Annotated in this window: 22 protein-coding genes and 1 pseudogene; 8 read left to right on the top strand and 15 right to left on the bottom strand. The window is 70.2% G+C overall.

Features of this window, described 5'->3' with window-relative positions:
- Positions 1–121: 121 nt before the first annotated feature.
- From ACQEV2_RS24030 to cseC, 3 genes are all read left to right on the top strand, one after another.
- Entirely contained in the window at positions 122–724 is a 603-nt protein-coding gene (locus ACQEV2_RS24030) for a hypothetical protein (protein ID WP_433054729.1), read from the top strand.
- 137 nt (positions 725–861) lie between these two features.
- Positions 862–1,566: a two-component system response regulator CseB gene (cseB, locus tag ACQEV2_RS24025; RefSeq protein WP_433045107.1), complete on the top strand. Its 705-nt coding sequence runs from the start codon at positions 862–864 to the stop codon at positions 1,564–1,566.
- A gap of 11 nt (positions 1,567–1,577) precedes the next feature.
- The gene (gene cseC / locus ACQEV2_RS24020; RefSeq protein WP_433045104.1) at positions 1,578–3,035 is read left to right on the top strand and encodes a two-component system sensor histidine kinase CseC; all 1,458 of its coding nucleotides are present in this window, start codon (positions 1,578–1,580) and stop codon (positions 3,033–3,035) included.
- 18 nt (positions 3,036–3,053) lie between these two features.
- Here the strand turns inward: cseC and ACQEV2_RS24015 are convergent, their stop codons facing one another.
- The gene (locus ACQEV2_RS24015) at positions 3,054–3,488 is read right to left on the bottom strand and encodes a VOC family protein (RefSeq protein ID WP_433045101.1); all 435 of its coding nucleotides are present in this window, start codon (positions 3,486–3,488) and stop codon (positions 3,054–3,056) included.
- A 143-nt stretch (positions 3,489–3,631) separates the two neighbouring features.
- On the opposite strand from ACQEV2_RS24015, the gene ACQEV2_RS24010 reads away from it, so the two are divergent.
- Positions 3,632–4,045: a helix-turn-helix transcriptional regulator gene (locus ACQEV2_RS24010; protein ID WP_433045098.1), complete on the top strand. Its 414-nt coding sequence runs from the start codon at positions 3,632–3,634 to the stop codon at positions 4,043–4,045.
- A 289-nt stretch (positions 4,046–4,334) separates the two neighbouring features.
- On the opposite strand, the gene ACQEV2_RS24005 is transcribed toward ACQEV2_RS24010, so the two are convergent.
- Positions 4,335–5,930, bottom strand: coding sequence for an MDR family MFS transporter (locus tag ACQEV2_RS24005; RefSeq protein WP_433045095.1), 1,596 nt, complete (start codon positions 5,928–5,930; stop codon positions 4,335–4,337).
- A gap of 118 nt (positions 5,931–6,048) precedes the next feature.
- On the opposite strand from ACQEV2_RS24005, the gene ACQEV2_RS24000 reads away from it, so the two are divergent.
- Complete coding sequence (locus ACQEV2_RS24000; protein WP_433045092.1) at positions 6,049–6,636, top strand: TetR/AcrR family transcriptional regulator; 588 nt, start codon at positions 6,049–6,051, stop codon at positions 6,634–6,636.
- A gap of 13 nt (positions 6,637–6,649) precedes the next feature.
- Here ACQEV2_RS24000 and ACQEV2_RS23995 read toward each other — a convergent pair whose 3' ends face one another.
- The gene (locus ACQEV2_RS23995; protein ID WP_433045089.1) at positions 6,650–7,270 is read right to left on the bottom strand and encodes a M23 family metallopeptidase; all 621 of its coding nucleotides are present in this window, start codon (positions 7,268–7,270) and stop codon (positions 6,650–6,652) included.
- Positions 7,271–7,763: 493 nt separating this feature from the next.
- Here ACQEV2_RS23995 and ACQEV2_RS23990 point away from each other — a divergent pair, with 493 nt between their 5' ends.
- Complete coding sequence (locus tag ACQEV2_RS23990; RefSeq protein ID WP_433045086.1) at positions 7,764–8,405, top strand: HAD family acid phosphatase; 642 nt, start codon at positions 7,764–7,766, stop codon at positions 8,403–8,405.
- 78 nt (positions 8,406–8,483) lie between these two features.
- On the opposite strand, the gene ACQEV2_RS23985 is transcribed toward ACQEV2_RS23990, so the two are convergent.
- Positions 8,484–11,009 carry an ATP-dependent Clp protease ATP-binding subunit gene (locus ACQEV2_RS23985; RefSeq protein WP_433045083.1) on the bottom strand — a complete coding sequence of 842 codons (2,526 nt, stop codon included), beginning with the start codon at positions 11,007–11,009 and terminating at the stop codon, positions 8,484–8,486.
- A gap of 432 nt (positions 11,010–11,441) precedes the next feature.
- Here ACQEV2_RS23985 and ACQEV2_RS23980 point away from each other — a divergent pair, with 432 nt between their 5' ends.
- A complete protein-coding gene (locus ACQEV2_RS23980; protein WP_433045080.1) occupies positions 11,442–12,146 on the top strand; it encodes an SCO3374 family protein in 705 nt (234 codons plus the stop codon).
- Between the two features lie 20 nt (positions 12,147–12,166).
- Here ACQEV2_RS23980 and ACQEV2_RS23975 read toward each other — a convergent pair whose 3' ends face one another.
- From ACQEV2_RS23975 to ACQEV2_RS23930, 10 genes are all read right to left on the bottom strand, one after another.
- On the bottom strand, positions 12,167–12,502 hold the full coding sequence (locus tag ACQEV2_RS23975) for a histone-like nucleoid-structuring protein Lsr2 (RefSeq protein WP_433045077.1): 336 nt from the start codon (positions 12,500–12,502) through the stop codon (positions 12,167–12,169).
- Between the two features lie 260 nt (positions 12,503–12,762).
- A complete protein-coding gene (locus ACQEV2_RS23970) occupies positions 12,763–13,326 on the bottom strand; it encodes an amino-acid N-acetyltransferase (RefSeq protein ID WP_433045074.1) in 564 nt (187 codons plus the stop codon).
- 46 nt (positions 13,327–13,372) lie between these two features.
- A complete protein-coding gene (locus ACQEV2_RS23965) occupies positions 13,373–13,912 on the bottom strand; it encodes a BlaI/MecI/CopY family transcriptional regulator (protein WP_433045071.1) in 540 nt (179 codons plus the stop codon).
- A gap of 170 nt (positions 13,913–14,082) precedes the next feature.
- Positions 14,083–14,262 carry a hypothetical protein gene (locus ACQEV2_RS23960; RefSeq protein WP_398830530.1) on the bottom strand — a complete coding sequence of 60 codons (180 nt, stop codon included), beginning with the start codon at positions 14,260–14,262 and terminating at the stop codon, positions 14,083–14,085.
- A 363-nt stretch (positions 14,263–14,625) separates the two neighbouring features.
- Positions 14,626–15,336, bottom strand: a complete 711-nt coding sequence (locus tag ACQEV2_RS23955; RefSeq protein ID WP_433054726.1) for a hypothetical protein — start codon at positions 15,334–15,336, stop codon at positions 14,626–14,628.
- Between the two features lie 536 nt (positions 15,337–15,872).
- A complete protein-coding gene (locus tag ACQEV2_RS23950) occupies positions 15,873–16,670 on the bottom strand; it encodes a type III pantothenate kinase (RefSeq protein ID WP_433045068.1) in 798 nt (265 codons plus the stop codon).
- An 8-nt stretch (positions 16,671–16,678) separates the two neighbouring features.
- Positions 16,679–17,659, bottom strand: coding sequence for a carboxylating nicotinate-nucleotide diphosphorylase (gene nadC / locus ACQEV2_RS23945; RefSeq protein ID WP_433054723.1), 981 nt, complete (start codon positions 17,657–17,659; stop codon positions 16,679–16,681).
- Between the two features lie 5 nt (positions 17,660–17,664).
- Positions 17,665–19,380: an L-aspartate oxidase gene (locus ACQEV2_RS23940; protein ID WP_433045065.1), complete on the bottom strand. Its 1,716-nt coding sequence runs from the start codon at positions 19,378–19,380 to the stop codon at positions 17,665–17,667.
- The gene (gene panC, locus ACQEV2_RS23935; protein WP_433045062.1) at positions 19,377–20,372 is read right to left on the bottom strand and encodes a pantoate--beta-alanine ligase; all 996 of its coding nucleotides are present in this window, start codon (positions 20,370–20,372) and stop codon (positions 19,377–19,379) included. Before panC ends, ACQEV2_RS23940 begins: the two co-directional genes overlap by 4 nt.
- A complete protein-coding gene (locus ACQEV2_RS23930) occupies positions 20,369–21,298 on the bottom strand; it encodes a Rossmann-like and DUF2520 domain-containing protein (protein WP_433045059.1) in 930 nt (309 codons plus the stop codon). The genes panC and ACQEV2_RS23930 overlap by 4 nt, the downstream gene beginning before the upstream one ends.
- A 223-nt stretch (positions 21,299–21,521) precedes the next feature.
- On the opposite strand from ACQEV2_RS23930, the pseudogene ACQEV2_RS23925 reads away from it, so the two are divergent.
- Positions 21,522–22,798, top strand: a pseudogene (locus ACQEV2_RS23925) (threonine aldolase family protein).
- On the opposite strand, the gene ACQEV2_RS23920 reads toward ACQEV2_RS23925, so the two are convergent.
- Positions 22,788–23,003 carry a hypothetical protein gene (locus ACQEV2_RS23920; protein WP_433045056.1) on the bottom strand — a complete coding sequence of 72 codons (216 nt, stop codon included), beginning with the start codon at positions 23,001–23,003 and terminating at the stop codon, positions 22,788–22,790. The pseudogene ACQEV2_RS23925 and the gene ACQEV2_RS23920 overlap by 11 nt on opposite strands.
- Between the last annotated feature and the right edge of the window lie 139 nt (positions 23,004–23,142).

Below are 23,142 nucleotides of genomic sequence, written 5' to 3'. Positions count from 1 at the left end.
CACCGGGCGCACGGACAGGGGTGACAGGGGCACGGGCACGGTCGGGGGTTCCGGGGAGATCGGATCCGACCGCCCCGGACCCGCACCCGTCCGGGGGACCCTCCAGGCGGCGTTCACGGCGATGGCCGTGGTCGTCGCCCTCGCCCTTTTCGTCTCCGGCTGTGCCACCGGTGGCACCGGCGCCCGCGACGAGGGACCGGCGCACGACGACGCGATGGGCTCGGCCGTCTCGTCGTCGCTCGCGCCCGCGGCCTCGCCCTCCCCGTCCGCCGTCGCGGACCCTGCGGAGGCCGTCCGCCTGGTCAAGGCGGACCCCGAGGTCTCGGCGGAGGTCAAGCGCGAACTGAAGCCGTGCGTGTCCGACGGCTATCCCGTCGACGTGTCGTACGGCGACCTGACCGGCGGACCCGCGGACGACATCGTGGTCAACGTCCTGTCCTGCGGCGACCAGGTCGGGGTCGGCTCGTACGTGTACCGCGAGCAGGGTGGCGCGTACCACAATGTGTTCAAGGCCGAGGAGCCCCCGGTCTACGCGGAGATCGACCGCGGCTACCTGGTGGTGACCAAGCAGGTGTACGCGAAGGACGACGCGCTGTCGAACCCGTCCAGCGAGAACGTGGTCTCATACCTGTGGACGTCCGGCCGCTTCGTGCTGAAGTACCGCACGCGCACCGACTACGGCAATCTCGGCGGGGAGGACGAGTCGGCGGCGCCCGACGGCTGACGCGGCGCCCGCGGGAGTGAACGCATCGCCCGCTCCCCGCGTCCCTGAAGTGGACGCTTCCGACGGACCCCGAAGCACGCTTCGGACGCACACCAGAAGCACACGGCACACGGCACACGAGGACTGAGAGCACCGGGATGGCAGACCAGACCCACGTCCTGTTCGTCGAGGACGACGATGTCATCCGCGAGGCCACCCAGCTCGCCCTGGAGCGGGACGGCTTCGCGGTCACCGCCATGCCCGACGGGCTGTCGGGCCTGGAGGCGTTCCGGACGAACCGGCCGGACATCGCGCTGCTGGACGTCATGGTCCCGGGTCTGGACGGGGTCAGCCTGTGCCGCCGTATCCGCGACGAGTCGACCGTGCCGGTGATCATGCTCTCGGCGCGCGCCGACTCGATCGACGTGGTGCTGGGTCTTGAGGCGGGCGCGGACGACTATGTGACCAAGCCGTTCGACGGTGCCGTGCTCGTCGCGCGGATCCGCGCCGTGCTGCGCCGCTTCGGGCACGCGAGCGGCGGTGACCGGACGGACGAGGCCGATACGGCCGCCACCGGCGGGATGCTGACCTTCGGCGATCTGGAGGTCGACACCGAGGGCATGGAGGTGCGCAGGGCCGGGCAGCCGGTGGCGCTCACGCCGACCGAGATGCGGCTGCTGCTGGAGTTCTCCTCCGCGCCGGGCACGGTGCTGTCGCGGGACAAGCTGCTGGAGCGGGTGTGGGACTACGGCTGGGGCGGGGACACCCGGGTCGTCGACGTCCATGTGCAGCGGCTGCGGCAGAAGATCGGCCAGGACCGCATCGAGACGGTCCGTGGCTTCGGCTACAAGTTGAAGGCCTGAGCGGGGCGGGCATGCGGGGGATGTTCAGACGGCCGGCCGCGTCCGGCGCGGGACGCGTCAGCCTCACGGGTCCGGGGGACCTCGCGGGCCAGGGGGCGGGTGTCCGTACGGGCGCCGGGCGCATGGGTGGGCGTACGGGCCTGCGGGTGAGCGGTCACCGCGGCAGCCGTACGTCCATCCGCACGGGCCTGAGATGGAAGCTGAGCGCCGCGATCGCGCTGGTCGGCGCGCTCGTGGCGATCGTGCTGAGCCTGGTCGTGCACAACCAGGCCCGCGTCTCCATGTTGGACAGCGCGCGCGACCTCGCGGACGAGCGCCTCCAGATCGCCCAACGCGGCTACGAGCAGTCCAAGCGACTGAACTTCCCGAACGCCACCATCGACGACCCGGAGCTGCCGGCGGCACTGCGGGACAAGGTCGAGGAGGGCCGGCGGGCGACGTATGTGACGGACACGCCGAGCGGGGCGCCCGACATCTGGGCTGCCGTACCGCTCAACGACGGCCATGTCCTGTCCCTCCGCGACGGCTGGACCGACCGCAGTGAGCAGATCCTGAACCGCCTCGACCAGGCCATGATCATCGGCTCGATCGCGGTCGTTCTCGGCGGCAGCGCGCTCGGCGTGCTCATCGGCGCACAGTTGTCGCGCCGGCTGCGCAAGGCTGCGGCCGCGGCGAACCAGGTCGCGAGCGGCGAGCCGGACGTGCGGGTGCGGGATGCCATCGGGGGTGTCGTACGGGACGAGACCGACGATCTGGCGAGCGCGGTGGACGCCATGGCGGACGCGCTGCAGCAGCGGCTGGAGGCGGAGCGCCGGGTCACGGCGGACATCGCGCACGAGCTGCGCACCCCGGTGACGGGTCTGCTGACGGCGGCGGAACTTCTTCCCCCCGGCCGGCCCACCGAACTGGTCCTGGACCGGGCGAAGGCCATGCGCACGCTCGTCGAGGACGTGCTGGAGGTGGCCCGCCTGGACAGCGCCTCGGAGCGGGCCGAGTTGCAGGACATCATGCTGGGCGAGTTCGTCAGCCGGCGGGTCGCGGCGAAGGACCCCGAGATCGAGGTGCGGGTCGTCCACGAGTCGGAGGTCACGACCGACCCGCGCCGCCTGGAGCGGGTGCTGTTCAACCTGCTGGCCAACGCGGCACGGCACGGCAGGCCGCCCATCGAGGTCACCGTCGAGGGCCGCGTCATCCGCGTCCGCGACCACGGCCCGGGTTTCCCCGAGGATCTGCTCGCCGAGGGCCCCAGCCGCTTCCGCACGGGCAGCAGCGACCGCTCGGGCCACGGCCACGGCCTCGGCCTGACGATCGCGGCAGGTCAGGCCCGGGTCCTCGGCGCCCGCCTGACCTTCCGCAACGTACGCCCGGCGGGCGCCCCCGAGCATGTGCCGTCGGAGGGCGCGGTGGCCGTCCTCTGGCTCCCGGAGCACGCACCGACGAACACGGGGAGCTACCCGATGCTGCCGTAGTGAGCCGTACTGGTCGGCTCACTCGAACGGCTTGGAGAAGTCGAGCTCCTCGTTCCGCTCGGTCAGCGAGTACCAGTTGCCGTTGTCGTCGCGGAAGATCGCCTCGATGCCGTACGGCCGCTCCTGCGGCTCCTGGATGAACTCCACCCCGCGCGCCTTGAAGGTCTCGTAGTCCCCCCGGCAGTCGTCGGTCCGGAACGCCCCGGCCCCGATGACCCCCTTCCCGACGAGCTTCTTCAACGCCTCGGAGGACTCGGGATCAAGCCCGGGCCCGTCAAGGCTCATCAACGCGAGCTCGACATCCGGCTGGTCCTTGGCCCCCACGGTGACCCACCGCATATCACCCATCGAGAGATCGTTCCGCACCTCGAAGCCGATCTTCTCGGTGAAGAACGCTTTGGTGCGCTGCTGGTCAAACGTCCATACGGTGGTGATGCCCAGGCCCTTGATCATGACGGCACTCTCCCGTGCTCCGGCTTTGTCTTCCTGCCCGTCACGGTAGGCAGAGCCACCCTCGGCACGCTTCTCCAGAGTTGCTCTCCTGGCTCCTTTGCCGGCCGAGGTGGGTGTCAGTGGGGCGTGTCACCATCGGTTTCATGGACAAGGTGCGGCAGTTGCGGCTGGCCAAGGACGCCATGGACCGGGACTGGGCCGACCCGGACCTCGATCTGGATGCCGTTGCCGCGCATGCCGGGTATTCGCGGTATCACTTCGTGCGGGTCTTCAAGGCGGCATACGGCGAGACGCCGGGCCAGTATCTGACGCACCGTCGGATCGAGCGGGCCGAGGAGTATCTGCGGGGGGCCAATCTCACCGTGACCGAGATCTGCCATCTGGTCGGCTTCAGCAGCCTCGGCACATTCTCGGCCCGTTTCAAGGCCCGGACCGGACTGACGCCGAGCGAGTACCGGGACAAGCACGTCGGACGCGGAGCCTCGCTGATCCCGGGGTGCTACGCGATGTTGTGGGCCGGGGGGTTCCGACGACGGGACAGCCCGTCCGACACTTGAGATCACGCATTCCAGCCCGGCCGGTGTTTGAGGCCGAGCCACCACCGCCCCCAGCCCCCGCCCACCCGCAGAGGGCCGCCACCTCTCGACGCCGGCCCAGGCAATCCAGCCCGTCCGGCGTTTGAGGACAAGGCCCCTTCAGGGCCGACGGGGGTCCAGGGGGCGGAGCCCCCTGGGGTCGAAGGGGCGGAGCCCCTTCAGGATGGGACGGGTAGGGGCGGCGGGGGCGAAAAACCAACGGCGAAGACCCCCGGGCAGCACACCACCCGAGGGCCTCCCCACCGCACACTCAGACGGCCTCCACCACCGCCGCCTTGGCCCCCTCACCGGCACCACCGCCCGCAGCATCCCCCTTCGGCCCGGCCCCCTTCAGCGGCACCTCCTTCACGAACACCGCCGCCACCAAAGACACCACAGCAACCACGGCCCCCAGCAGAAACGCCCCATGCGTCCCAGCTGACACCGCCTGCCGATACGCCCCCGCCACAGCCTCCGGCAACCGCGCCAAGCTCGCCGCATCCAACTGCGCCGACCGCTCCGTCACCTTCGCCCCGAGCGCCCCACCCCGCTCGGCCATGACGTCCTGCACCCGGCTGTTGAACAGCGCCCCCATGATCGCGACACCGAACGAGGACCCGAGCGTCCGGAACAGCGTGGTGGACGAGGACGCGACACCCATGTCCTTCATCTCGACACTGTTCTGCGCGACCAGCATGGTGATCTGCATCAGACAGCCCATCCCGAGCCCGACCACGGCCATGTACACACCGGACGTGAAACGACTCGTCCCGGTGTCCATCAACGACAGCAGATACAGCCCGACGACCATCAGCACACTGCCGGCAATCGGGAACACCTTGTACCGCCCGGTGTTCGTGGTCACCCGCCCGGCCACCATCGACGTCACGAGCATCGCCCCGAGCATCGGCAGAAGCAGCAACCCGGAGTTGGTCGCGGACGCCCCCTGCACCGACTGCTGGTACAGCGGCAGGAACAGCGTCGCACCGAACATCACGAAGCCTGTGATGAAGCCGATGACGGACATCAGCGTGAAGTTGCGGCTGCGGAAGATGTGCAGCGGCACCACCGGCTCGGCAGCCTTGGTCTGCCAGAACACGAACCCGACCAGCGCGGCCACACCGATGCCGATGAGCTCCATGATCCGCGCGGAGGTCCAGGCGTACTCCGTACCGCCCCACGTGGTGACCAGCACGATCGCGGTGATCCCCACGGTCAGCAGCGCCGCCCCCAGATAGTCGATCCGCGCCTGCGCCCGCTTCTTCGGCAGATGCAGCACGACGCTGATCGCACCCAGCGCCACGACCCCGAGCGGCAGGTTGATGTAGAACGCCCAGCGCCAGCCCCAGTGGTCGGTGATGGTGCCGCCGACGAGCGGCCCGGCGATCATCGCGAGCGCCATCACGCCGGCCATCATGCCCTGGTACTTGCCGCGCTCCCGCGGCGGAATCAGATCACCGATGATCGCCATGACGCCGACCATCAGACCACCGGCGCCCAGCCCCTGCACAGCCCGGAACGCGATCAGCTGTCCCATGTCCTGGGCCATGCCGCTCAGCGCGGACCCGATGAGGAAGAGCACGATCGACGCCATGAAGACGCCCTTGCGCCCGTACATGTCACCGAGCTTGCCCCACAGCGGAGTGGAGGCCGCGGTCGCCAGCGTGTAGGCCGTGACGACCCACGACAGATGCTCCAGCCCGCCGAGTTCGCCCACGATCGTCGGCATCGCCGTGCCCACGATCATGTTGTCGAGCATCGCGAGCATCATCGTGATCATCAGCGCGAGCAGCACGACCCGCACGCTCCTGGGCTGCTTCTCCGCCCCTTGTCCGGCTTCTGTGCCGGCTGTCTGTGTGTCCGCCACGGTTCCCACGCCCCCAGCTACTTACTTGCCGCCCGGCTAGTTGTCTACACTCAGGGAAGGTAGAGGCGTAACTAGCCGGGCGTCAAGTAAGTTTTCCGGAAAGCCGAGGAGTACGAGGATGGGCGGCACCATGGACGGCACCAAGCAGCGGCGCCGCGGGAACACTCGCCAGCGCATCCAGGACGTAGCCCTCGAACTCTTCGCCGAGCAGGGCTACGAGAAGACCTCCCTGCGCGAGATCGCCGAGCGCCTCGAGGTCACGAAGGCGGCCCTGTACTACCACTTCAAGACCAAGGAAGAGATCATCGTCAGCCTCTTCGAGGACCTGACGCAGCCGATCGAGGACCTGATCGAGTGGGGCAAGCGGCAGCCGCACACACTCGAGACGAAGCAGGAGATCGTACGCCGCTACAGCGAGGTCCTGTCCCAAGCGGCCCCCCTCTTCCGCTTCATGCAGGAGAACCAGGCGACCGTCCGTGAACTGAGCATCGGCGAGATGTTCAAGAACCGCATGCTCGGCATGCGCGACATCATCATCGACCCGGACGCGGACCTCGTCGACCAGGTCCGCTGCATCAGCGCGCTGTTCACGATGCACGCCGGAATGTTCGTGCTGAAGGACCTCGAAGGCGACCCCGAGGAGAAGCGCCAGGCCATCCTCGAGGTCGCCACGGACCTGGTCACCCAGGCGCACAAGGGCGCCTGAGCGACTCGGTGACTCAGACCGTCAGACCCTTGGCCCGCAGGAAGGCCACGGGGTCGACGGCGGAGCCGTAGTTGGCGGTCGTACGGATCTCGAAGTGCAGGTGCGGCCCGCTGGAGTTGCCGGTGTTGCCGGACCGGGCTATCTCCTGGCCGGTCTTGACGACCTGGCCGACCCTCACGTCGATGCGCGACAGGTGGGCGTACTGGGTGTAGGTCCCGTTGCCGTGCTTGATGACGACGGCGTTGCCGTACGCGGGACCGTCACCGGCGCCGTTGCCGCCGGCCTTGACGACGGTGCCGCCGTGCGCGGCCATGACCTTGGTGCCGCTGGGAACGGCGAAGTCCTGCCCGCTGTGGGTGGACTGCCACCTGGCGCCGGCCTGCGCGAAGCTGGCGGTCTTCGTGTACTTCTTCACCGGGCTCACCCAGGAGACGGCCTTCTTGGCGGCGGCCTTCTTCGCGGCGGCGCTCTGCGCCTGTACGGCGGTGGAGACACCGGTGGCGGAGTTCATCTCGGCGGCGACCGCGCCTCCGGCGCCCAGCACGACCGAGGCCCCCAGGCCGGCGGCCAGCACAGCGGCACGGGTGCGGAACGAGGACGTACGGGACGAACGGAACGAGAAGCGCGGGGACATGCGAAACCTCGGGGGGAAGACGACAGGGAAAACCACCCGACGCACAGGCGGTCGCCGGATGGCCATCCCTTGGTAACCCGCGCCGCCCCGAACCCCAAAACGCCTTATCTACGACGGACTCTAGTACTCCCTAACAAAAATCCCTGCATCTTGACAGAGCTTCCATTAGAGATAAAACGGGACGAATGCCCACATCACCTGGCCAGTCCTGAGGCGAAAGCTCCTTTTGTCCGTGATCTCTTTTCCACTATTCCCTCTAGTAACGGACAAATCGCCTGTGCGGCATGTCACCGCCCAGCGCAATCACAAAACCCCGGAATGTGACGGGCGCTACGCCTCTCGCCCGATCTTGCTCAACCAATTCCGTCGCGACTCTGTGAGCGACGCCTCAACGTGAGCTACCGTCCGGTAACCCGCTGGTTCCCCACCAGCCACTCCTGCACACGAACATGCACGCGACAACCCAGCGCACGTGACGTGAGAGGACCCCCACATGACGCTTCGCCCCTGGGCGCGCCGTATCGCGGTCAGCACCGTCTCCGCGGCCGCCCTCGTGGCCCTCGCGGTCCCCGCCGAAGCGGCGACGACGACCGCGACCAGCACCTCCACCGCCACCACGGCCGCAGCGGCGTCCTCGGCGGATGTCGACTACGCCACCTGGCAGAAGGACTGCCAGGCGGTCATGGACCAGGCGCTGCCCTATCTCAAGCAGCGGATCGCGAACACCAAGCCGGGCGAGAAGCAGGCGATCGTCTTCGACATCGACAACACGACCCTGGAGACCGACTTCGGCTTCAGCTACCCGCAGCCGGCCAACAAGCCGGTCCTGGAGGTCGCCAAGTACGCCCAGGAGCACGGCGTCTCCCTGTTCTTCGTGACCGCCCGCCCGGGCATCATCTACTCGGTGACCGACTACAACCTCAAGCACGTCGGCTACCAGGTCTCCGGCCTCCATGTGCGGAGCTTCCTCGACCTCTTCAAGAACGTCGCGGACTACAAGACGGCCCAGCGCGCCACCATCGAGAACAAGGGCTACACGATCATCGCCAACATCGGCAACAGCGCCACCGACCTCTCGGGCGGCCATGCCGAGAAGACGTACAAGCTGCCGGACTACGACGGGCAGTTGTCGTAAGCCACGCCCTCCTGGGCATGCGAAAGGGGCCGGTGCGCATGTGCACCGGCCCCTTTCTTCGGCTCAACCCCCTGAGGGTCAGGCCTCCTTGCTCAGGTTCGGCCCGGTTCCACCGGCCGCCTGCTCGATCGGCGGGACGTCCGGCAGCGCCGACTTCTCCTCACCGCGGAAGGTGAAGGTCTTGGTCTCGCCCTCGCCCTCGGTGTCCACGACCACGATGTGACCGGGGCGCAGCTCGCCGAAGAGGATCTTCTCCGACAGGCTGTCCTCGATCTCGCGCTGGATGGTGCGGCGCAGCGGACGCGCACCCAGCACGGGGTCGTAGCCCTTCTTGGACAGCAGCTCCTTGGCGGACTGGGAGAGCTCGATGCCCATGTCCCGGTCCTTCAGGCGCTCGTCCACCTTGCCGATCATCAGGTCGACGATCCGCAGGATGTCGCCCTGGGTCAGCTGCGGGAAGACGACCACGTCGTCGACGCGGTTGAGGAACTCGGGGCGGAAGTGCTGCTTGAGCTCGTCCGACACCTTGTTCTTCATGCGCTCGTAGTTGGTCTTCGTGTCACCCGAGGCCGCGAAGCCCAGGTTGAAGCCCTTGGAGATGTCCCGGGTGCCGAGGTTGGTCGTCATGATGATGACCGTGTTCTTGAAGTCCACGACCCGGCCCTGGGAGTCGGTCAGACGACCGTCCTCCAGGATCTGCAGCAGCGAGTTGAAGATGTCCGGGTGGGCCTTCTCGACCTCGTCGAAGAGGACGACGGAGAACGGCTTGCGGCGGACCTTCTCGGTCAGCTGGCCGCCCTCTTCGTAGCCCACGTAGCCGGGGGGCGAACCGAACAGACGCGACACCGTGTGCTTCTCGCTGAACTCCGACATGTCGAGGGAGATCAGCGCGTCCTCGTCACCGAAGAGGAACTCGGCGAGCGCCTTGGACAGTTCGGTCTTACCGACACCGGACGGGCCGGCGAAGATGAACGAACCACCCGGACGCTTCGGGTCCTTCAGACCGGCACGCGTACGGCGGATCGCCTTCGACAGCGCCTTGACGGCGTCGTCCTGGCCGATGACCCGCTTGTGGAGCTCGTCCTCCATGCGCAGCAGGCGGCTGGACTCCTCCTCGGTCAGCTTGAAGACCGGGATGCCGGTGGCGGTCGCGAGGACCTCGGCGATCAGCTCGCCGTCGACCTCGGCGACGACGTCCATGTCGCCGGCCTTCCACTCCTTCTCCCGCTTGGCCTTGGCGGCCAGGAGCTGCTTCTCCTTGTCACGCAGGGAGGCGGCCTTCTCGAAGTCCTGCGAGTCGATCGCGGACTCCTTGTCCCGGCGGACACCGGCGATCTTCTCGTCGAACTCGCGCAGGTCCGGCGGCGCGGTCATCCGGCGGATGCGCATCCGGGAACCGGCCTCGTCGATCAGGTCGATCGCCTTGTCCGGCAGGAAGCGGTCCGAGATGTACCGGTCGGCCAGGGTGGCGGCCTGGACCAGCGCCTCATCCGTGATGGAGACGCGGTGGTGGGCCTCGTACCGGTCACGCAGACCCTTGAGGATCTCGATCGTGTGCGGCAGGGACGGCTCGGCGACCTGGATGGGCTGGAAGCGGCGCTCGAGGGCCGCGTCCTTCTCCAGGTGCTTGCGGTACTCGTCCAGCGTGGTCGCACCGATGGTCTGCAGCTCACCGCGGGCCAGCATCGGCTTCAGGATGGAAGCCGCGTCGATGGCGCCCTCGGCGGCACCCGCACCGACCAGCGTGTGGAGCTCGTCGATGAACAGGATGATGTCGCCGCGGGTGCGGATCTCCTTGAGGACCTTCTTCAGGCGCTCCTCGAAGTCACCGCGGTAGCGGGAGCCGGCGACCAGCGCGCCGAGGTCCAGGGTGTAGAGGTGCTTGTCCTTGAGGGTCTCGGGCACCTCGCCCTTGACGATGGCCTGGGCGAGCCCCTCGACGACGGCGGTCTTGCCGACGCCGGGCTCACCGATCAGGACCGGGTTGTTCTTGGTACGGCGGGACAGCACCTGCATGACCCGCTCGATCTCCTTCTCGCGCCCGATGACCGGGTCGAGCTTGGACTCACGAGCGGCCTGGGTGAGGTTCCGGCCGAACTGGTCGAGGACCAGGGACGTCGAGGGCGTGCCCTCGGCAGGCCCGCCGGCGGCGGCGGTCTCCTTGCCCTGGTAACCGGAGAGCAGCTGGATCACCTGCTGCCGCACGCGGTTCAGATCTGCGCCCAGCTTGACCAGGACCTGGGCGGCGACGCCCTCGCCCTCACGGATCAGGCCGAGCAGGATGTGCTCCGTGCCGATGTAGTTGTGGCCCAGCTGAAGGGCCTCGCGGAGCGACAGCTCCAGGACCTTCTTGGCACGGGGGGTGAAGGGGATGTGCCCGGACGGGGCCTGCTGGCCCTGGCCGATGATCTCCTCCACCTGCTGGCGGACCGCCTCGAGCGAAATCCCGAGGCTCTCAAGGGCCTTGGCGGCGACACCCTCACCCTCGTGGATCAGGCCCAGGAGGATGTGCTCGGTGCCGATGTAGTTGTGGTTGAGCATCCGGGCTTCTTCCTGAGCCAGGACGACAACCCGCCGCGCGCGGTCGGTGAACCTCTCGAACATCGTTAATCGCTCCTCAGAGCGGTCAGGCAGTGGGGGGAACTTCCCCTCCCTGTCCTTCCGCAGCTTAGTCCCGCAAGCGGGGACCGCTCATTCCAACTGCCGACACCGTCGATGGCCTCCTGACCCCGCTAACGCCGACATCTGCTCCAACCCGATGGTGCGAGACGATGTTCCCGCAGGCCAGGTGGTTACCCTCACCATCAGTACGCCGATGGCGAACGTGAGACCCACTGTCCTGCGTGTCGCCCCCTCCCACTAGGGATGTCTTACCCGCTGGGACTGACACTCCATGCCGCGCGCCCCGGTTCCCTCCGCTACGGGCGAACAACCTTGCGCCTCCCCACACCTCGCGCACGCCCCCATTTCAGCACCCTGCGCATTCGACAGGACACCTAGCGTAACCGGCATGCTCTTTCGGCGGTTGCACTTGGCATGGTCGGCACCCGCCCCGTGATCGCCACGGACCTCGCCACGATCCCCCTTCCCCGTCGGCCGCTCGGTCCGAGCGATCAGGTCCGCCGGTGGTACGAGAACGAACTGGGCTGGCCGGTGGTGCCCGAGGCACCCGGATTCCCGCTGTGTCTTCGCGTGGGACTGCGCTTCGACGTCCTGGACGTCCCGGCCGAGGCCGGCCGCGCGGCACTGCGCCATCTGACGCCGTACTCCCCGGTGGCCGTCCGAGGCGACCGGATGCGGCTGCTCATCGCCGCGGGCAGCGCGGAGGAAGTGCCGGGGGCGCTGGCCTGGCTGGAGTGGGGCACGCTGCCCCTGGACCTGACGACGCTCGGCGCGGGCGACCTCATGGAGGCACCCCTGCCACCCGAGCGGGGGCCGGTCATGGCCGTACGGCATCCCGTCGGTCCGGGACCGAGGGAGACCGCACGGCGTCCTGGCCTGCCGGGGCCCGGCGCGGTGCGGTCGCTTCCCCTGGGCCGCTCCGATGCCGTGCAGGGGGCCGCCGTATGGATGCGGCCCCCCGAGCCTGGGGGCGAGGTCGAGTCCTCGCTGCCGACGATGTCGGCCCTGGGGGGCGGTGGGGGCGCCCCCGATCTGGTGCGAATCCTGGACACGGTGGCCACGCACTGCCACCGTCTGCGGCTGCGACGCGCGTGCGCCCAGCCTTCGGCCTGTCCGTAGATCGGGCGTCGGCCCGAAGATCAGGCGTTGGCCTTCTCGTATGCCTCGCGAATGGACGCGGGGACGCGGCCGCGGTCGTTGACCTCGTAGCCGTTCTCCTTGGCCCACGCGCGGATCTGCGCCGTGTCCTGGCCGCCACCGGAAGCAGCGCGCGCCTTTCCGCGGCCACCCGAAGCACGGCCTCCGGTACGACGACCGCCCTTCACGTAAGGCTCGAGAAGGCCACGGAGCTTGTCCGCATTGGCAGTCGTGAGATCGATCTCGTACGTCTTGCCGTCCAGCGCGAACGTGACGGTCTCGTCCGCCTCGCCGCCGTCGAGGTCGTCGACAAGAAGGACCTGAACCTTCTGTGCCACCGGATTTCCTTTCATCGATAACTTGAGGGCCGGGGGTCTGCGGCGTCCGCCGTTTCGCCGTCCCCTGTTATATGCAGTACTGCAGTACGTCGGAAAGCAAACCGCTTTTGCGGGAAAAACACAAACCCCCGGGAGAGACCCACTGGCCCGACCCCGGCTCGGAAACATGCGCGTTTCGGACATAGGGCACCGGGGCATGGCCGTTCGGGCGGAATACCGGCTTGTGGATCCTTCGTGGATCCTTGATGGCTCCTTGGCGATCACAGATGCAGAAGCATCCGGCTGTTGCCCAAGGTGTTCGGTTTCACTCGTTCGAGACCGAGGAACTCCGCGACGCCCTCGTCATAGGAACGCAGCAGCTCCGCGTAGACATCGGTGTCGACCGGCGTCTCACCGATCTCGACGAAGCCGTGCTTGCCGAAGAAGTCAACTTCGAAGGTCAGACAGAAAACCCTGCGAACGCCGAGCCAGCGCGCGGTGTGCAGCAACTTCTCCAGCAACTGATGACCGACGCCGGCGCCCTTCAGACCCGGCTTCACGGCGAGAGTGCGGACTTCCGCCAGGTCTTCCCACATCACGTGCAGGGCGCCGCAGCCGACGACCTCGCCGTTGTCGTCGCGTTCCGCCACCCAGAACTCCTGGATGTCCTCGTAAAGCGTCACCGTGGCTTTGTCGAGCAGGATGCGGCGCCGGACGTACTCGTCAAGGAGACGACGTACCGCCGGGACATCGCTGGTGCGGGCCCGTCGGACGGTGATGGCTTTTGCGGTGACTTCCGGGCTCTCCCCCGAGGGGGTCTCGGCGGAGTGGCTCTCTGCTGACATGAGCGGACGCTATCGCCCGCCGGGCTGCTCCGCCGAGCCGGGGTTCTCATGGCCGGTATCGGGGCGGGTATCCGGGCCGGTATCCGGTGGGTGTATGGGGGGCCGTATCGGTGGTGGTATCGGTTGCGCGGGTATCGGCGCTGCTCGTATCGGTGCCGCGGGTATCGGGGCTGCTCGTATCGGTGGCGGCCGTATCTGCGGCGGGGGTATCGGTGGCTGTAACGGGGCGCGTATCGGGCGGCTGTGTGGGTTCGGGCGTTTCCGGGCCCTGGACGATGCGTACGGCGTCTCGCAGCGCGTGGCGCTGTTCCTCGCTCATCATGCCGAAGAAGGCGACAAGGGCGGCGGCGGGGTTGTCGCTCTGCGACCAGGCGTCGTTCATCAGGGCAGCGGCGTAGGCGGCTCGTGTGGAGACCGCCTCATATCGATAAGCGCGGCCTTCCGCTTCGCGGCGTACCCAGCCCTTCTGATGGAGATTGTCCAAAACGGTCATCACCGTGGTGTACGCGATGGACCGTTCCTGCTGGAGATCTTCCAGGACTTCTCGAACGGTCACCGGGCGGTTCCACTTCCACACCCGCGTCATGACCGCGTCTTCGAGTTCTCCCAATGGGCGAGGCACAGCTCAGCACCATAGTGGGAGATCTGGGTGTTGGCGTGCCGGACGGGCGCCTTCCCTGGCAAATGGGGATAAAAAGGGCGTACGACTCGGAAATTGCCGGGGTGGCCGTCGCGCTGGTGGGGGCGTCGGTCGGCTCAGGCGTCCGGGTTCGGGGAGGCCTGGCGGGTCCCCTCCACGCGCGCGAGGGCGGCGTCGACGGCCGCGTCCTCCTTGGCCTTGTTGGCTCCGCCCTGGGTCTTCACGATCACCCTGATCACACCGATGAAGAACACGGCCATGACGGCCGGGGGGAGGAGTGCGGAGACGTAGTCCATGCGTCCAGGGTAGCCAGGGGGTGGGCGGCGGGCGGGGTGGGGTGGCGTCGGGCGGGGTGGGGCGCCGTGCGGGCGGGACGGCTGCTCGGGGCGGGCGGGGCAGTGGCTCGGGGTGAGTGCCAGGCCGCTGGGTGGGCTGACTCCCTGGGGCGTGGCCCGTGTGGGTGAAGGTGTGGCTGGGGCGGCTGTTGCCCCCCGGGAAGTCGGGCTACGCCGTTGTCGGTGCTGCAGGGGGTTGCGTGGGGCTGCAGGAGGCTGCAGGGGGCTTCGGAGTGGCTCCCCGAGCCTCTGGCCCGGGAGCCCGGCCGGTGAGGCCGGGCGCGTTTCGGGGTCGCCTGCCTGGTCTTTGTGCTGCGGTTGTTCTCAGCCTGCGGCGAGTTGCTGGGTGGGGCTCGTCGTGGGCGGTGGGGTCGGCTTGCGGCGTGGGAAGACCTCGCCGGGGGTGGGGATGGGGCGTGACGGCTTGGGGGCGGCGGGGGTGGGCTCGGAGCCCGGGCCGGGGCCGGGGGCGGGTCGGGGGGCGGCCGGCTTTTCGGCGGGTTTCTTGCGGGGCTGCTTGGCCGGTTCCTGGCCGGCGTCCTGGGCGGGGAGGACGGCTGTGGTGGCGGGTGATCCCTCGGAAAGGCCTCCGGGGAGGGCCAGGAGGTGCGTGCGGGACGCCGGAATGGTGGGGATGGCCCGGGAGTCCGGCGCGACACGCGGCGCCGGGGTGGCCGCCGGGCGGACGTCCTGCTCGGCGAGGGTCTGGCAGCGGCTGAGGAGGGTGGCAGCGGTGGGGTTGCCGCGCAGGGGCCGGAGGGCGGCGAGGTCGTCGGGGGTGGGGAGGTACCCGGCGGCGAGGGACTCCTCGAGGAGGGTGAGGTAGCCGGCTGCGGTGCCGGGGAGGGCGGCGCGGTAGCGGGCGAGGTCGGCCACCAAGAACGCACGCAGCCGGGCGCCCTCGCGCATCGCCTCGTCTAGGGACTCGGTGAGACGGAGACAGTCCTGGACGTCCTCGGCCGAGGCGGGGCTGGGGTTGAGGGCAAGGGCGAGAGCGCGGCGGAGCACACGCAGCTCCTCCGCGCCGAACGCCATGCCGCCGCGGGATCCGTATGGCGTGGGCATGCGGCGACGATACGCGCTAATCAGACAAACGCGGCATAGGGCGGTGGGTGTGGCGCGGGGAGCCACTCGGGTGGTGGGGTGCGGCGTGCCTCCGGCGGTTGGGCGGGGGATGCCTGCGGCGGCCCGCGCGGGATCGGTGGGGGTGCGCGTAGCGCCTACGGGCCGATGGGTGGGTCGGGGCCGCGCCGGGGTGTCCGTCCTCGGACCGGCGGCCGGACTTAAGCCAAGAGCAACCGCGTCTTGACGCCGACCACTGCGGGCGGACACCCCCCGACACGCCCCCTTCCCGCCGTACGCGACTACAGGCCCGAAGGGGTACGCGCAGCAGCCCGCGCAGCTGCGGGCCCTCATGCCCACTTAGCTGCGGGCAGTCGTGCCGCTGGGGCGGCACGGGTGGGCGCAGCGGCACCCCGCCAGCGCCGGGCCGCGCGACCCACGCCCGCCCAGCACCGACGCCGAGCACCCCCGAACAGGCGGCACCGGTGCTCGCGGCCCCACCGACGGAGTCACATGCGGGAGACGTTGCGTTCGTACACCAGGCGTAGGCCGATCAGCGTCAGCCAGGGTTCGTGTTCGTCGATGACCGAGGATTCGCCGAGGACCATCGGTGCGAGGCCGCCCGTTGCGATGACCGTGACGTCGTCGGGGTCGTCGGCGAGTTCGCGGGCCATGCGGGTGACCACGCCGTCCACCTGGCCGGCGAAGCCGTAGATGATGCCGGACTGCATGGCCTCGACGGTGTTCTTGCCGATGACGCTGCGCGGGCGGGCCACCTCGATCTTGCGGAGTTGGGCGCCGCGTACGCCGAGTGCCTCGACCGAGATCTCGATGCCGGGGGCGATGACACCGCCGATGTACTCGCCGCGCGCGCTCACCGCGTCGAACGTCGTCGCCGTACCGAAGTCGACGACGATGGCCGGGCCGCCGTAGAGGTCGACCGCCGCCACCGCGTTGATGATGCGGTCGGCGCCCACCTCCTTGGGGTTGTCGGTCAGGATCGGTACGCCCGTCTTCACCCCGGGCTCCACCAGCACCGCGGGGACGTCGCCGTAGTAGCGGCGGGTCACTTCGCGGAGTTCGTGGAGGACCGACGGGACCGTCGCGCAGATGGCGATGCCGTCGATGCCGTCGCCGAGTTCCTCGCCGAGGAGCGGGTGCATGCCCATCAGGCCCTGGAGGAGGACCGCCAGTTCGTCGGCCGTGCGGCGGGCGTCCGTCGAGATGCGCCAGTGCTCGACGATGTCCTCGCCGTCGAAGAGGCCGAGGACGGTGTGGGTGTTGCCTACGTCGATCGTGAGGAGCATGCCCGTTCCTACTCCGCCGCTCGCAGGTCCAGGCCGATGTCCAGGATCGGCGAGGAGTGGGTGAGGGCCCCTACGGCCAGGTAGTCGACGCCCGTCTCGGCGTACGCCTTGGCGTTGGCGAGGGTCAGGCGGCCGGACGCTTCGAGCGCCGCGCGGCCGTGCACGATCGCCACCGCCTCCTCGCAATCGCCCGGCGTGAAGTTGTCCAGGAGGATCAGGTCCGCGCCCGCGTCCACCACCTCGCGGAGTTGGTGGAGGGTGTCCACCTCGACCTCGATGGGGAGGTCGGGGAAGGCTTCGCGGACCGCCTTGAAGGCCTGCGCCACGCCGCCTGCCGCCACCACGTGGTTGTCCTTGACCAAGGCCGCGTCGGACAGCGACATGCGGTGGTTCACTCCGCCTCCGCAGCGGACCGCGTACTTCTCGAGGGCGCGCAGGCCCGGGGTCGTCTTGCGGGTGTCCCGGACCCTCGCCTTCGTGCCTTCCAGTACGTCCGCCCACGCGCGCGTGGCCGTCGCGATGCCCGACAGGCGGCAGAGGATGTTCAGCGCGCTGCGCTCGGCCGTCAGGAGGTCGCGGGTGCGGGTGGTGACGGAGAGGAGTTTCTGGCCCTCCGACACGCGGTCGCCGTCCTCCACGTGGCGCTCCACCTCGAACTCGTCCTCGCAGACGATCGAGACCACCGCTTCGGCGACCCTGAGGCCAGCCACCACGCCCGCCTCGCGCGCGACGAAGTCCGCGGTGGCGACTGCGTCTTCGGGGATGGTGGCGACCGTCGTCACGTCCACGCCGTGCGCCAGGTCCTCCTGGATGGCCACGTTGGCGATGTCCTCGACCTCGACGGGGTCGAGGCCCGCGTCGGCCAGGAGCTGTGCGAGCGCGGGGTCGAGCCCGCACTCCAGGTACTCCTCGCCGTCGGTGTCGGCACCGCAGGCGCAGTCGTCGCCGCAGCCGCCGTTCGAGGCGAGGGGAAGATCGGGGGTGGTCACTTCTGTCACTGCTCCTGCTGTGGCTGCCGGGTCGGGGGGAAGTCTGCGGTGTCGGTGGTGTGCACGGCCAGTGTGCGGTCCGGGTTCAGGCGTACGACGATGTGGCGGCGCCAGGCCGTGTCGTCGCGGTCGGGGCTGTCCTCGCGCCAGTGGCAGCCGCGCGTCTCGTCGCGGAGTTGCGCCGCGGCGACCAGGACGCGGGCCACGCACAGGAGGTTGGTGCTCTCCCAGGTGTCGACGCCGGGCTCGGCGGTCTTGCCGTTCTCGGCGAGGGCGTCGCGGGCGTCGGTGTGCAGCTGCTGGAGCTGCTCGGCGGCCTTGGCGAGGGACTCGGCGGAACGCAGGACGCCGGCGCCGTCCGTCATGATCCGCTGGATCGCGAAGCGGGCCTCGGGGGTGAGGAGGGGGTGCTCCGGTGTTTCGGGGTACGGCACGGGGTGCGGCACGCGCGCGGGGAGGCCGTCGGCTGCGTGGGTGGCTGCGATGTCCGCCGCGATGCGTTCGGCGTAGACCAGGCCTTCGAGGAGCGAGTTGGACGCCAGGCGGTTGGCGCCGTGCACGCCCGTGCAGGCCACCTCGCCGCACGCGTACAGGCCGGGGACGGTCGTCCGGCCGTGGGAGTCGGTGCGTACGCCTCCGGAGGCGTAGTGGGCGGCCGGGGCGATCGGGATGGGGGTGGTGACCGGGTCGATGCCGTTCGCGCGGCAGGCGGCGAGGATCGTCGGGAAGCGGTGCTCCCACATGTCGGCGCCGAAGTGCCGCGCGTCGAGGAACATGTGCTCGGCGTCCTGCTCCTGCATGCGGCGCATGATGCCCTTGGCGACGATGTCCCGGGGGGCCAGTTCGGCGAGTTCGTGCTGTCCCAGCATGAAGCGCACGCCGTCGGCGTCGACCAGGTGGGCGCCCTCGCCGCGGACCGCCTCCGAGACCAGGGGCTGCTGGCCCTCCGCGTCCGGGCCGAGGAAGAGGACGGTGGGGTGGAACTGGACGAATTCCAGGTCGCTCACCTCGGCGCCCGCGCGGAGCGCGAGTGCCACGCCGTCGCCCGTCGACACGGACGGGTTCGTCGTCGCCGAGAAGACCTGGCCCATGCCGCCGGTCGCCAGGACCACGGCGGGGGCGTGGACCGCTCCTACGCCGTCGTGCTGGCCCTCGCCCATGACGTGCAGGGTGACGCCTGCGGTACGGCCGTCCGCGTCCGTCAGGAGGTCGAGGACGAGCGCGTTCTCGATTGTGCGGAGGGCACGCGCGCGTACCGCCTCGACGAGGGCGCGGGAGATCTCCGCGCCGGTCGCGTCGCCGCCGGCGTGGGCGATACGGCGGCGGTGGTGGCCACCCTCGCGGGTGAGCTCCAGGCCGCCTTCCTCCGACTCGTCGAAGTGGGCGCCGGTCTCGATGAGGCGGCGTACGGCGTCGGGGCCCTCCGTGACGAGGAGCCGTACGGCCTCCTCGTCGCACAGGCCCGCGCCCGCGACCAGGGTGTCGTCGAGGTGCTGTTCAGGGGTGTCGCCCTCGCCCAGGGCCGCGGCGATGCCGCCCTGGGCCCAGCGGGTGGAGCCGTCGTCGAGGCGGGCCTTGGTGACGACGACGGTCGTCAGGCCGGCGGCCTCGCAGCGCAGGGCGGCGGTGAGGCCGGCGACGCCGGAGCCGACGACCACGACGTCCGCGGAGATGGACCACCCGGGCGCGGGCGCGTGCAGTCGTATGCCTGTGCTGGTCACGAGGCGGCTCCGAAGGTCAGGGGAATGTTGTCGATCAGCCGGGTCGTCCCGACCCGGGCGGCGACGGCGAGGACGGCCTCGCCGGTGAAGTCGTCCTCGGTGATCTGCGTGAAGTCCGCCGGGTCGACGAGGGCGACGTAGTCCAGTTCGAGCGGCGGGTCGAGGCGGGCGGCCTCGTCGAGGACCAGGCGGGCGGCCGCGAGGACGGCCGCGGGGGCGCCGGGAACGGCTTTGGACACGGCGTGCGCGTCGGCCGCCGCGCGGGACTCCCCTATGGCGCTGAGCGCCTCGGCACGCGCGCGCGTGGCGGGCACTTCGCGCGCCCGTGCCCGCAGGGCCTCCTGCGCCGCGTGGCGGTCGCGGCCGGCGAACAGCGCCTGGGACAGCGCGAGCGCGGTGCGCCGTTCCTTGGGCGAGAGGTAGCGGTTGCGACTGGACAGCGCGAGGCCGTCCTCCTCGCGCACGGTCGGGACGCCGACGATCTCGACGCCGAAGTTCAGGTCGCGCACCATGCGGCGGATCAGGGCGAGCTGCTGGGCGTCCTTCTGGCCGTACAGGGCGACGTCGGGGCGGGTGAGGTGCAGCAGCTTGGCGACGACCGTGAGCATGCCGTCGAAGTGGCCGGGGCGTGAGGAGCCCTCCAGGCGCTCGCCCATGGGGCCGGCGCTGATGCGGACCTGGGGCTCGCCGCCGGGGTAGACCTCGTCCACGGCAGGGGCGAACACGGCGTCCGCGCCCGCCTGTTCGGCGATCTTGAGGTCGGCGTCCAGGGTGCGCGGATAGCGGTCGAGGTCCTCGCCCTTGCCGAACTGCAGGGGGTTCACGAAGACGGTGACGACGACCTCGCCGTCCGGTCCGGCGATCTCGCGCGCGGTGCGGATGAGGGTGGCGTGTCCCTCGTGCAGGGCGCCCATGGTCATCACGACGGCGCGGCGGCCGTCGCGCACGCGCGCGTGCAGTTCGCCGGCGGTGCGCAGCAGGGTGGTGGTCATCGGGCGTCTCCCTCGGCGCCGTTGGTCCCGTTGGCGAGTACCCCGAGGAGGTCCTCGGCGAGCTCCGGCTTGAGCAGTCCGTGGGCGAGTGCCCGGTCGGCGGTCGCGCGTGCCATCGCGAGGTAGCCGGCGACGGTCTGCGGGGCGTGCCGGCGCAGCTCGGCGACGTGCGCGGCGACGGTGCCCGCGTCCCCGCGCGCGACGGGGCCGGTCAGGGCCGCGTCCCCGGAGCGCAGCGCGTTGTCGAGCGCGGCGCCGAGCAGCGGGCCCAGCATCCGGTCGGGGGCCGCCACACCCGCCTCGCGCAGCAGCTCCATCGACTGGGCGACCAGCGTCACCAGGTGGTTCGCGCCCAGCGCGAGCGCCGCGTGGTAGAGCGGGCGCATCTCCTCGGCGATCCACTCGGGTTCGCCGCCCATCTCGATGACGAGGGCCTCGGCGGCCAGCCGCAGTTCCTCGGGCGCGGTGACGCCGAAGGAGCAGCCTGCAAGGCGCTGGACGTCCACGGGGGTGCCGGTGAAGGTCATCGCCGGGTGCAGGGCCAGCGGCAGCGCGCCCGCCCGCAGGGCGGGGTCGAGGACTTTCGCGCCGTACCGTCCGGAGGTGTGCACCAGCAGCTGGCCCGGCCGTACGGCCCCGGTCTCGGCGAGGCCCTCGACCAGCCCGGGCAGCGCGTCGTCCGGGACGGTCAGCAGCACCAGCTCGGCGCGCGCGAGGACTTCGGCGGGCGGCACCAGCGGCACGTCGGGGAGCATCCGCTCGGCCCGTCGCCGGGAGGCGTCGGAGACCCCGGAGACGGCCACCGGGCGGTGTCCGGCGAGCTGGAGGGACGCGGCGAGCGCGGGACCCACGCGGCCGGCGCCGACGACGCCGACGGTGAGCCGCGCGGGGCGGTCCTTGGGATCTGGCTGTTGGCTTGTACTCACTCGACGGCGGCCTTCCCGTTCCAGTCCGCTCTGGGTACCGGACGATTTCTCGTCATGTTAACGCGATCGGTTCGAGGGGCGTTCGGTTGTCCACAGGCTGTGGGTTACGCCACGCCTTCGCACGCGGGCCGGCGGGTGGGGATTTGCATGCGGTCCGGCGGGGTGGTGTGGGCGTGCGAAATGCGGATGCCCGCCGGGGTGGGCGCGCGGGATGATCCGGGGCATGAGCGATACGGCGGAGCAGGTCGGGCGGCGGGCAGGGGCGGAACCGGACGAGCAGTCACCGGGCCGGCGGGCACCGGACGGGCGAGGACCCGGCGAGCAATTGTCGGGCGTGCAGCTGTCGGACGACGAGCGGCGCAAACGGCGCCGTGAACGGCGCATCGCCGCCCTCCGCGGCGCGCAGCGCGTACTCGCACGCCCCGGCTTCCTGAGCACCCTCCGCGAGCGCCTGGCGCTGCTGGACGAGGCGCGTGCGCTGGATCTGCACGACCTGGACGAGCCGGCGGACATCTACGGCGACGGCATCGTCGAGGCCCTGGAGGAGAAGACCGCCGGGCTGCTCGGCACGGAGGCCGCCGCGTTCTTCCCGACGGGCACGATGGCCCAGCAGGTGGCCCTGCGCTGCTGGGCGGGCCGCACCGGCAACCCGACCGTCGCCCTGCATGCGCTGGCCCACCCCGAGGTGCACGAACGGCACGCGTTCAGCCAGGTCAGCGGTCTGCGCCCGGTCCGTGTGACGAGCGAGCCACGCCCGCCGACCGCCACCGAGGTACGCGACTTCGACGAGCCCTTCGGGGCACTGATGCTGGAACTGCCCCTCAGGGACGCCGGTTTCGTACTGCCCTCGTGGGAGGAGCTCACGGAGGTCGTGGAGGCGGCGCGGGAGCGCGATGCGGTGGTGCACTTCGACGGTGCGCGCCTGTGGGAGTCCCCCACCCACTTCGGCCGCCCGCTGGCGGAGATCGCGGGCCTGGCGGACAGCGTGTACGTGTCGTTCTACAAGTCCCTCGACGGCTTCGGCGGCGCCGCCCTCGCCGGCCCGAAGGCACTGGTGGACGAGGCGAAGGCCTGGCGGCACCGCTACGGCGGCACGGTCTTCCAGCAGTTCCCCACCGCGCTGTCGGCCCTCGCCGGCCTGGAGCGGGAGCTGCCCCGGCTGCCCGACTACGTCACCCACGCGCGCGTGGTCGCCGCCGCACTGCGTGACGGGTTCGCGGCGGCCGGGTGCCGTGGATGCGGGTTCACCCCGAGCCGCCGCACACGCACGAGTTCCAGTTCTGGCTGCCGTACGACGCCGATGTGCTCGCGGAGGCGGCGATCCGCCAGGCCGAGGAGACGAAGACCGTCCTGTTCGCCAATGCCTGGGACGCCAAGGGGCCGGACCTGGCCTTCACCGAGGTCTACGTACGGGCCGAGGGTCTCGAGTGGACGGCCGACGACGTGAAGGAGGCGGTCGGCGAGTTCGTGGCCCGGCTGACCGACGAGGTCAGCAAGTAGAGCGGGGCCGCGGGTGCAGCAACCGGCCCAGGGCCTGCCGTATCCGCCCATGGACCGGAGGCTCCGCCACGACCGCCCGGAACTGCCGGTAGTCGCGCCACTCGCGCGCGAGCTGCCAGTCGTGGGCGCCCGGCGCCGGCGGGGCGGGCTCGCCGAGCTGACGGGCGCGGTAGGTGTCGAGGACGTACTGCTGCGTGATGCTCATGGCGGGTCGCCTTCTCGGGACGTAGGAATCATGGGTGGTGGTGATCGGGCTCCGCGGCTGTCCCGGTGATCCCAGGTTGCGCCGCCCCGGCCGCCACGTCGCGTCGATTGACTGCCGCCGTCAATCGACGGCCGCGTTG

Source organism: Streptomyces sp. CA-251387 (genome assembly GCF_050936625.1).
Classification (GTDB): domain Bacteria; phylum Actinomycetota; class Actinomycetes; order Streptomycetales; family Streptomycetaceae; genus Streptomyces.
Note: the sequence above shows the minus strand (reverse complement) of the source record. Positions and strands in the feature narration are given on the sequence as shown.